The organism is Microbacterium sp. UBA837 (assembly GCF_002296025.1).
Lineage (GTDB): Bacteria > Actinomycetota > Actinomycetes > Actinomycetales > Microbacteriaceae > Microbacterium.
In genome coordinates this window covers 1,903-2,345 of the sequence record NZ_DBHD01000020.1, presented here as the reverse complement: position 1 = coordinate 2,345, position 443 = coordinate 1,903, and the positions used below count along the sequence as shown (strand labels likewise).

Below are 443 nucleotides of genomic sequence, written 5' to 3'. Positions count from 1 at the left end.
GCGAGCTTCGCGCCCGTCGGCTGCAGCACGACCGCGACCGTCAGCACCGACCACCAGGCATTCGTCTCGCGGAACCACATCAGCGTCACGAACGTGAACAACCCCGCCAGAAAAGCCAACAGCAACGTGTAGGGGAGAGTCGGCGGAGGAACCTCGGACGCCGGAATCCGCACCCTCCGCAGCGCCAGCCATATGACAGCGCTCGCCCACGCGGTGGTGAACGCCACAAGAGCGCCGAGGGCGACGGCGACGCCCAGCGGACCCATACTCGCGAACGGTGCGGATGCCGAATCCGGCACCGCCATGAGGTAGACCGCCAGCACAATGACCAGTGCGCCAGTGCTCTCTCGCCCGATCTTCACGAGCGGCGACGCGAGCACGGCGAGGCCGATGACCAGCGCCGTGCCGAGCCAGGGGAGAAGCGGTCCGGTCTGCACGAGCAG

At 67.9% G+C, this 443-nt stretch carries 1 protein-coding gene; it reads right to left on the bottom strand.

Features of this window, described 5'->3' with window-relative positions:
* Nucleotides 1-443 (bottom strand): hypothetical protein (locus B3587_RS01645; protein ID WP_292726047.1); only part of this gene is annotated, 443 nt, incomplete at both ends.